At 63.4% G+C, this 7,848-nt stretch carries 4 protein-coding genes; 2 read left to right on the forward strand and 2 right to left on the reverse strand.

What is annotated here, in order from left to right:
* Positions 1-104: 104 nt before the first annotated feature.
* On the forward strand, positions 105-2,651 hold the full coding sequence (locus ACFE70_RS11290; protein WP_375417845.1) for an ABC transporter permease: 2,547 nt from the start codon (positions 105-107) through the stop codon (positions 2,649-2,651).
* Between the two features lie 81 nt (positions 2,652-2,732).
* Here the strand turns inward: ACFE70_RS11290 and ACFE70_RS11295 are convergent, their stop codons facing one another.
* Positions 2,733-3,392 carry a hypothetical protein gene (locus ACFE70_RS11295; RefSeq protein ID WP_375417846.1) on the reverse strand — a complete coding sequence of 220 codons (660 nt, stop codon included), beginning with the start codon at positions 3,390-3,392 and terminating at the stop codon, positions 2,733-2,735.
* 274 nt (positions 3,393-3,666) lie between these two features.
* Between ACFE70_RS11295 and ACFE70_RS11300 the strand changes: the two genes are divergently transcribed.
* Complete coding sequence (locus tag ACFE70_RS11300) at positions 3,667-5,829, forward strand: hypothetical protein (protein ID WP_375417847.1); 2,163 nt, start codon at positions 3,667-3,669, stop codon at positions 5,827-5,829.
* Between the two features lie 13 nt (positions 5,830-5,842).
* Here ACFE70_RS11300 and ACFE70_RS11305 read toward each other — a convergent pair whose 3' ends face one another.
* Positions 5,843-7,696: a hypothetical protein gene (locus tag ACFE70_RS11305; protein ID WP_375417848.1), complete on the reverse strand. Its 1,854-nt coding sequence runs from the start codon at positions 7,694-7,696 to the stop codon at positions 5,843-5,845.
* Between the last annotated feature and the right edge of the window lie 152 nt (positions 7,697-7,848).

The raw sequence follows: 7,848 nt of genomic DNA on the forward strand, positions 1-7,848 counted from the left end.
CGTGCGGCAGTAATCAGCTTAGCCAAACGATTAGATTACTTCCCCGAGCAAGGTGCTGCGCTGCGCGCTGCATGACCGCCTTTTCCCTGACCTATTAACCAACTATGAACCCTTCCTGGCTTTTCCTGATGGCCTGGCGCGACTCGCGCCGCAGCCGTGCGCGCCTGCTGCTCTTCACCTCGGCCATCGTGCTGGGCATCGCGGCGCTGGTGGGCATCACGTCCTTTGGCGACAACATGGCCCGCAGCGTCAACGAGCAGGCCCGCGAGCTGGTCGGCGCCGATTTGGTGCTCTCGTCCAGCCAGCCGGTCGATTCAGCTTTGCGGCCGGCGCTGGCGCGGCTAGGGCGGGCGCGCAGCGAGGAAGTGGCGTTTGCCTCTCTCATTCTGTTTCCCAAAAACCAGGGCGTGCGCCTGGCCCAGGTGCGGGCGCTGAGCGGTGGCTTTCCCTACTACGGCACCTGGGAAACGCAGCCGGCCGGCGCCGTGGTGGCCTTCCGGGCGGCGAGGGGGGGTAGAGAATCGCGGGTGGCCCTGGTCGATGACGCGCTGCTGGCCCAGTTCAACGCCCGGCCCGGCGACTCCATCAAGGTCGGGCAGCTCACGTTTTACATTGCTGGGCGGGTGCTCAAGACGCCGGGGCAGTCGGGCTTCAGCGCCGCCGTGGCGCCCACCGTGTTCATTCCCGGCGCGCTGCTGGCCCAAACCGGCCTGGTGCAGCGCGGTAGCCGCTTGCAGTATAAAACCTACTTTCAGTTCGCGCCCGGCACCGATGTCACCAAGGCCCTGGCGCCGGTCGAGGCCCGCCTCGACGCGGCCGGCATCGACACCGATACCGTGGCCAAGCGCCAGCAGCAAACCGGCCGCTCGTTTCAGGATTTGACGCGCTACCTGAATCTGGTGGCCTTCGTGGCCCTGCTGCTGGGCTGCGTGGGCGTGGCCAGCGCCGTGAGCCTCTACGCCCGCGAAAAGCGCGCCGCCGTGGCCGTGCTGCGCTGCCTGGGCGCCAGCGGCCGGCAGGCCATGCTGATTTACCTGATTCAAACCACGCTCATGGGCCTGGCGGGCGCCGTGCTAGGGGCGGCGCTGGGCTCGGTGGTGCAGCTGGCTTTGCCGCGGGTGTTTGCGGGCCTGCTGCCGGTGACGGTGCGCGTGGCTGTGTCGTGGCCGGCCATCGGGCTGGGGCTGGGCGCCGGGCTGCTGGTAGCGCTGCTGTTTGCCTTACTGCCGCTGCTCAGCATCCGGCGCGTCTCACCGCTGCGCACCTTGCGCGCCTCCGTGGATGAGGAAACCTCGGCCAACTCCGACCCCTGGCGCTGGCTGGTTCTGGCATTAATTGCCGTGTTCATCACCGGCTTCGCGGGCTTGCAAACCCGCAATTGGCAGCAGGCGTTGGGCTTTTCGGGTGGACTGCTGGTGGCCTTTGCCGGGCTGGCGCTGGGCGCGCTGGCCCTGATGTGGCTGGTGCGCCGCCTGCTGCCCGTGGGCTGGAGCTACGTCTGGCGGCAGGGCCTGGCCAATTTATACCGTCCTCAGAATCAAACGCTGGTGCTCACCGTAAGCCTGGGCCTGGGCACCTTTCTGATTGCGACGCTCTACTTATTACAGGCCCTGCTGCTGGGCCGGGTCGAGCTGTCGGCCTCGGGCGCGCAGCCGAATCTGGTGTTGTTTGACATTCAAAAAGAGCAGCAAACCGGCGTCACAGCGCTTCTGACAGACCGGCGCCTACCCCTCTTGCAGCAGGTGCCGGTCGTAACGATGCGGCTGGCGGCCATCAACAACCGCTCGGTGGCGGCGCTGAAGAAAGACACCGCCAGCGGCGTGCCGGCCTGGGCCCTGACGCGCGAGTACCGCGTCACGTACCGCGATTCGCTCATTGCCTCCGAGAAGCTCGTGGCCGGCCGTGCGCCCTACCGCGGCCCTGGTCCCGGCGGCCTGCCTCGCGTTTCGGTCGATGCCGACTACTTCAAGCGCGTCAAGCTCAAGCTCGGCGACACACTCACCTTCAACGTGCAGGGCGCGCCGATGGACGCCGTGGTAGGCGGCACCCGCACCGTCGATTGGGGCCGGGTGCAAACCAATTTCCTGGTCGTTTTCCCCCGCGGCGTGCTGGAAGCCGCCCCGCAGTTTCACGTCATCATGACCCGCACCAACACCCCCGCGCAGTTGGCCGATATTCAGCGCACGCTGGTCACGCAGTTTCCCAACGTGTCGGCCATCGACCTGGGGCTGATTCTGCAGACGCTGGACGATATTCTGAGCAAGATATCCTTCGTGATTCGCTTCATGGCCCTGTTCAGCATCGTTACGGGCCTGCTCGTGCTCAGCTCGCTGGTCATTCTGAGCCGCTACCAGCGCATTCAGGAAAGCGTTTTATTGAGAACCTTAGGCGCGAGCCGGGGCCAGATTCTGCGCATCACCTTGGTCGAATACAGCCTGCTGGGACTGCTGGCGGCGGCGGCCGGCATCGGGCTGGCCGTGCTGGCGACTTGGGCGCTGGCGGCGTTCGTGTTCGAGGCCACGTTCGCGCCCGTAGCCGCGCCACTGCTGGCGCTAGCTGCCATCGTCACGGCCCTCACGGCGGCGCTAGGCTTGTTCAACTCCCGCGAAGTGCTTACCAAGTCGCCGCTGGCCGTGCTGCGCGGGGAGTGAGCTGTTTGATTCACTTACGTAGCTGAAACCTGCTCAACGGCTGCTACTTACTGCACCACTCAGCTCCCTAGGTAAGAATAGCTACCCTCTTTCAATCTCCAAACCGCTGGCTACTATAGCGATAGTGTTGCCGCTACTCAGCCTCATTAGCAGTCGGTGCTGGTTATACTCGATTTTAGCGACTGAATCTACTTCACCGGTTGGCATACTCCGAACTGCTTCGTACCAACTTACTCCGCTAAGGTGAAGGAAAACCGGACCTTTTGCGCTACGCAATTCTACATGAACTGTGGCTTTAAGCCAATCAAAGGTTATGTTCTGCAGAGTAGATGGTGCTATTTCCACAATATGGTTTGCAAGCGAAGGTATATTAACTGGGTGTCGCTGCACAAAGTGGACTGCGTCTAGCGAATTTTCGAAAGGCCATTGATTCTCATTGTCGTAGCTAGACACGACATAGCGTTTTTCATAAAAATATAAACAAGGGGAATCATTATTAGTAGCCTGTTTACCCTCAGCATAAAGCTGCTCGATGGCAGTATTGTGCGTTAAGCATAAGCGGCCCAAGCTGATAAGAGGCTTCAGTTCGCGCAGTACCGGAGAAGCGCGACAGAGGTCTAGCAGTTCAATAGTTTTACTAGGATGGAATCTTGGGGGAAACTCAGCTAGCCTAGTTCGCACCTCACTCCACTCTTGATTAAGTTGAATGCGCGCATTTATTACCTCAGATTTTCTCTTCATAATTAAGCAGCTTATTGGCAAGCCTCGGTCAACAATCGCCGAGTTAAATAGTAGTGAGGCGGTGACTTATATGGTTTCGAAGTCATCGTAACATGACAGCAATTACATTATAACGAATGAATATTAGGTACTACCTCAAATTACTTCGAAGAATAATAATTAAAGTCCGTCCTCATATTGCTTAGTAGGATACGTTTGACTTCCTAAAAGTTCGCCTCTGGCCCCACTTTTGCGCCCGTCGCGGCACCTTTCTGCCGCTGCCCGCCCGAAGTTCATGCCTACTCCTACCCCCTGCGCCTGGCTCTGCCGGGCGCTGTGCTGCCTGCTGACTGTCGCCGCCTTCCCGGCCCTCGCCCAACTTCCTACCCCCCTCGCGCCGGCCGAACCCGCTCCGCTGCTACGCGACCTCAGCCTGACCTTCGACACCACGAGCTACCGCCTGACCCGCCACGCGCTGCCCGTCGCCGGCGAGCCCCGCCTCTACTTTTACTACCGCGCCGACGACCAGACCGCCGAGCTGCGCGCCTACCCCCTCCATCCCGCCCGCTTGCGCCTGCGCCCCTCGGCGGATTTCCAAATCACCGATTCGCTCGCGGCCGGCGCCGATGGGGCCTACCGCGCCACGCTGCGCTTCCGCCACCTGACGGGCGCGCCGTTCGTGCGGCTCAGCTTCTGGCAGGCGCCGGACACCGCGGGGCGGCCCGCGCGCGAGCAGCTGGTGAGCCTGCTGCCGCTCACGCGCACTACGCTGGACTTGCGCGTGCCTGATGCGGAGCTGTTCGTGGGCGAGGAGAAAGTGCTGGAACTGGGCTCCGATAATCCGGATAATATCCGCGTCAGCAACGAGTGGACCCGCGGCCAGGACATCGACTACAAGCTCAGTCGCACGGCCAGCGGCCTGCGCCTGCACCTGCTGCCCAACGAAACCGGTACTCGCACGCTCACCGTCAAAGCCAGCACCGAGCGGCCTCGCCTCGACGCCAGCGGCCGCCTGAGCTACCAGCTGCCGCCGCTGCGCCAGGAGTTTATGGTCAAGACCAGCCGACTGCGCTTTCTGGGCGTGGAGCGCAAGGACGTAGTATTTGATGAGGCTGGCCGCCAGCAGGGCACTGAGTTTATTCTCGATGATGGCCGCGCCTTCGAGCTGCACCGCACCTACCGCGTCGAGGCCCAGCAGGAGCCGGGTGGCGCGCTCATCGCCGAGCTGCACACCCGCAGCTATTTGACGAATGACCGGGTGCTGTGCCAGCTGCGCGTCTTCAATCCGCACCGCCAGACCCAGGGCTACCTCTACATCAAAGACCAAGACCAGGCCCGCTTCATCACCAACTTCGACATCGCCCCCAAAACCCGCCTCACTGCCGTAAGCGTGCTGCACCGCGGCGGCGAGTGGAGCCCGAACCTCAGCATCAGCCCCGGCGAAACGGTGGACGTGCGCCTCGAAGGCGAGAGTTTGCAAAAAGGCCGTTTCTACTTCGAGGGCTTGCAAATCATCCCTTCCGATTCCTCGACCCGCTCCGACCAAGCCATGATTTACCGCCTGCAAGTCCCGCTGAGCGTGAACCAGCGCAAAGTGGGCATCTTCGACGGGGCCGCGCCGACCGGCACCGTGCTCAATGTCAAGGAGATGCAGCGGCCGCATCCGCTCAATTTCATCAGCGTCGACTACGGTGCCGGCCCCCAGTCCCTACCCCACCTCAACGGGCCGGTGCTCTACGGCCGCTCCATTTCTGACGTCGTATTCTCCTTCAATACCGGCGCCATTGACGACAAAACCGGCCTCTACGGCAAGCAGTGCCTGACGCTGGACATGCGCACGCTCGACGCCAAAGGCAACCTCATCGACCAGCGCACCCTCGACAACCTGCTCATCTGCCCCAGTGAGCCCTCGCCCCGCGCCGCCTCCTACCAGGATGCCGCCGGCCAGGTCGGCCCGCTGAGCCTCAACACCTTGCTCAGCCACCGCCTGCTCGACCTCGATGATTGGGCGCGCATCGTCATCAGCATCCGCCACCAGCCCGGCCAGTACGCCGAGCCCGGCTACCGCCAGCAAATCGAGCTGGTGCTCCAGCGCCGCACCAGCTTTGATATCGACGTGAGCTTCCCCGCCGGCCTGCTCACGCGCCGCCAGGGCGAGCGCGGCTACGGCAACTTCGGCGGCATCAGCCTGGCCACGCTGGCCCAGCTCAGCTTCTACTCGCCCGGCCGCATCAACCACCTGCGGCCCTATAAAATCGGCGCCGGCTTCGTGGCCCTCAACGCCTTCAACCTGGGCCAGGACAACCAGCAGCGCGATTTGGGCGTGGTTATTCTGGGCTCGGTATCGCCGCCCCGCGCCGGGCGCTTCACGTTTCCGCTGTATCTGGGCGGCGGGCGGCTGCTATCGGCCGGCAAGTGGTTTTATCTGCTCGGGCCGGGCATCGGGGTGAGGCTCTAGGGCCCTACCCCCCCTACCGGCTGAGCAGCACGCGGGTTTGCAGCGGCCGGCTTCCGCCGGTGACCCGCAGCGTGTACACGCCGGCCCGAATGCCGCCGGGCAGGGCCAGCGCCAGCACCTGCGGGGAGGCTGTCGGCTGCCAGGCCCGCGTGAGCGCCACCCGGCCCAGGCCATCAAGCAGTTGCAGCTCCAAACGATGGCCGGCGCAGCCCGCCACCGTCACCGAGAGCTGGCTATTTGCCTGCGCCGGGTTGGGCCCTACCCCTACTCGCGGCGCCGGTGCCACGCCGGCCGCCGCCACCAGCACCAGCGGGCCGTAGCGGCGGGTGCCGTCCGCGTCGAGCTGTCCGAGGCGGTAGTACCAGCCGCTGCCGGCCGGGGCCGCCGCGTCCAGAAAGGCGTAGGCCTGGGGGGCGGACGTAGTGCCCGCCGCCGCTACCGTGCCCACGGCCGCGAAGCGGTGGCCGTCGGCCGAGCGCTGCACCTCAAACTCGCTGGCTTGCAGCTCCGAGGCCGTGCGCCAGGCGAGCTGAACGCCCGCCGCCGCGCGCCGCGCCGTGAAGGCAGTAAGCTGCACGGGCAGGGGGGTAGGGACCGCCGGGCCGCCGAAAACATTGATTTGCTTCGTCGCTACATTATAGGTGCTGCTGTTGGCCCCGCTCACCGCGATGCTGGCAATGCTCTCGGGCGAATCGACCAGCAGCGTCAGGTTCTGGAAGCGCGTGTTGGCACTCACGTTGGCGTAGTCCAATTCCACGGTCAGGGTGTTGCCGCTCAGCGTCTCCGATTTGAGGACTTCCCGGCTCAGGCGGCGGTACTCGCCGAACTCGCGCAGCGACGTCACCCAGAGGCGGTCCTGGGCAATACTCTGGGTGTAGTTGAGCCAGCCCGAGAGGGTGGCGAAGTTCATGCCGTGGGTAAACACTCGCTGCATGTATACTGCCGACGGGTTGCTGGCGTCCGCCGCCATCAAGTTGTCGCTCAAGCTCTTGAGGCGAGCCAGGTGCGTGTCGCTGGTCTCGCTCGTGTACCGGTCAGCGTTGTCGCGATTGTACACGAAGCGGGTACCGGGGTCCGGCAGGTCACTCATCTTCACCCGATTAGCATTCCAAAGATTGACTCTAGGCAGCCCGTCTCTCACGCTGGCGCTGGACACGGCCAGGTAGCCGGCCGCAAACGCCGCCGTGGGGTAGCCGGCGTGGTCGGCGGGTACAATGTGCACCGAGGGCTTGTAGCCGTTGAGGCGGTCGCCAATCAGCTGGTCGAGGGTGGCTAGCTGCTGGGCCGGACTGGGAGTCCCTGGCTCGTTCGAGTGCAGGTCGGAGTGGTTTTCAATGTCCCAGCCACTATCGAGCAGTTCCTGGGCCTGCGTCCACACCAGCAGATTTACGTTGCGATGGGGTCCCGGGTCCAGCAACACCGAATAAACGCCTTGGTAGAGGTGGCGGCCATTGATGGCCACGGCCGCCGTCCACGGGCGAAGGTTGCCGCAGCCATCGCTGAAGCGCAGGCCGGGGCACGGCTGGCCGCCCGAGGCCACGCCGCCTCGGAGCAGCGGCAGCAAATCGGTGAAGGTGCTGACCGGCGAGTCGTCCTGCTCGAAGGTCAGGACCCGCGCCTTGTTGTAGAGGGCCGGGGCCACGCGCATGGTGGCGCTGGCGGGCGGGGCTGCAAAAGTTACCGTGATGCGCACCCTACCCCCCGCCGTGGCGTGCGTAGCGGCTTGGCGGGCTAGGGGCGAGGTAGCACGAGCGGGGGTGGCGGCGCCACTAGTAACCCGCCGGAGAGGCGCCGGGGCGAGACCCCAGCCGTAGGCAGATAAACCGGAATGCAGGAGGACTAGCAGAGGCAGTATAAAGATTCTCAAGCGTATTAGCATTATGTAAAGATGAGCCTCTGCACCGTAGTTGAAAATTATGAAGTTACGTAGTCCAATAACTTCTTTAAGGGGTATAATTTAAGTTTTTATAACAAAGTAATTTATAACAAAGTAATTTATAACAAAGTAATTTATAACAA

Source organism: uncultured Hymenobacter sp. (genome assembly GCF_964243305.1).
Taxonomy (GTDB): Bacteria; Bacteroidota; Bacteroidia; order Cytophagales; family Hymenobacteraceae; genus Hymenobacter.

Bases quoted from the DNA above. Each gene is read 5' to 3' on its own strand.
- ACFE70_RS11290 (WP_375417845.1), top strand. From the start codon at position 105: ATGAACCCTTCCTGGCTTTTCCTGATGGCCTGGCGCGACTCGCGCCGC.
- ACFE70_RS11295 (WP_375417846.1), bottom strand. From the start codon at position 3,392: ATGAAGAGAAAATCTGAGGTAATAAATGCGCGCATTCAACTTAATCAA.
- ACFE70_RS11300 (WP_375417847.1), top strand. From the start codon at position 3,667: ATGCCTACTCCTACCCCCTGCGCCTGGCTCTGCCGGGCGCTGTGCTGC.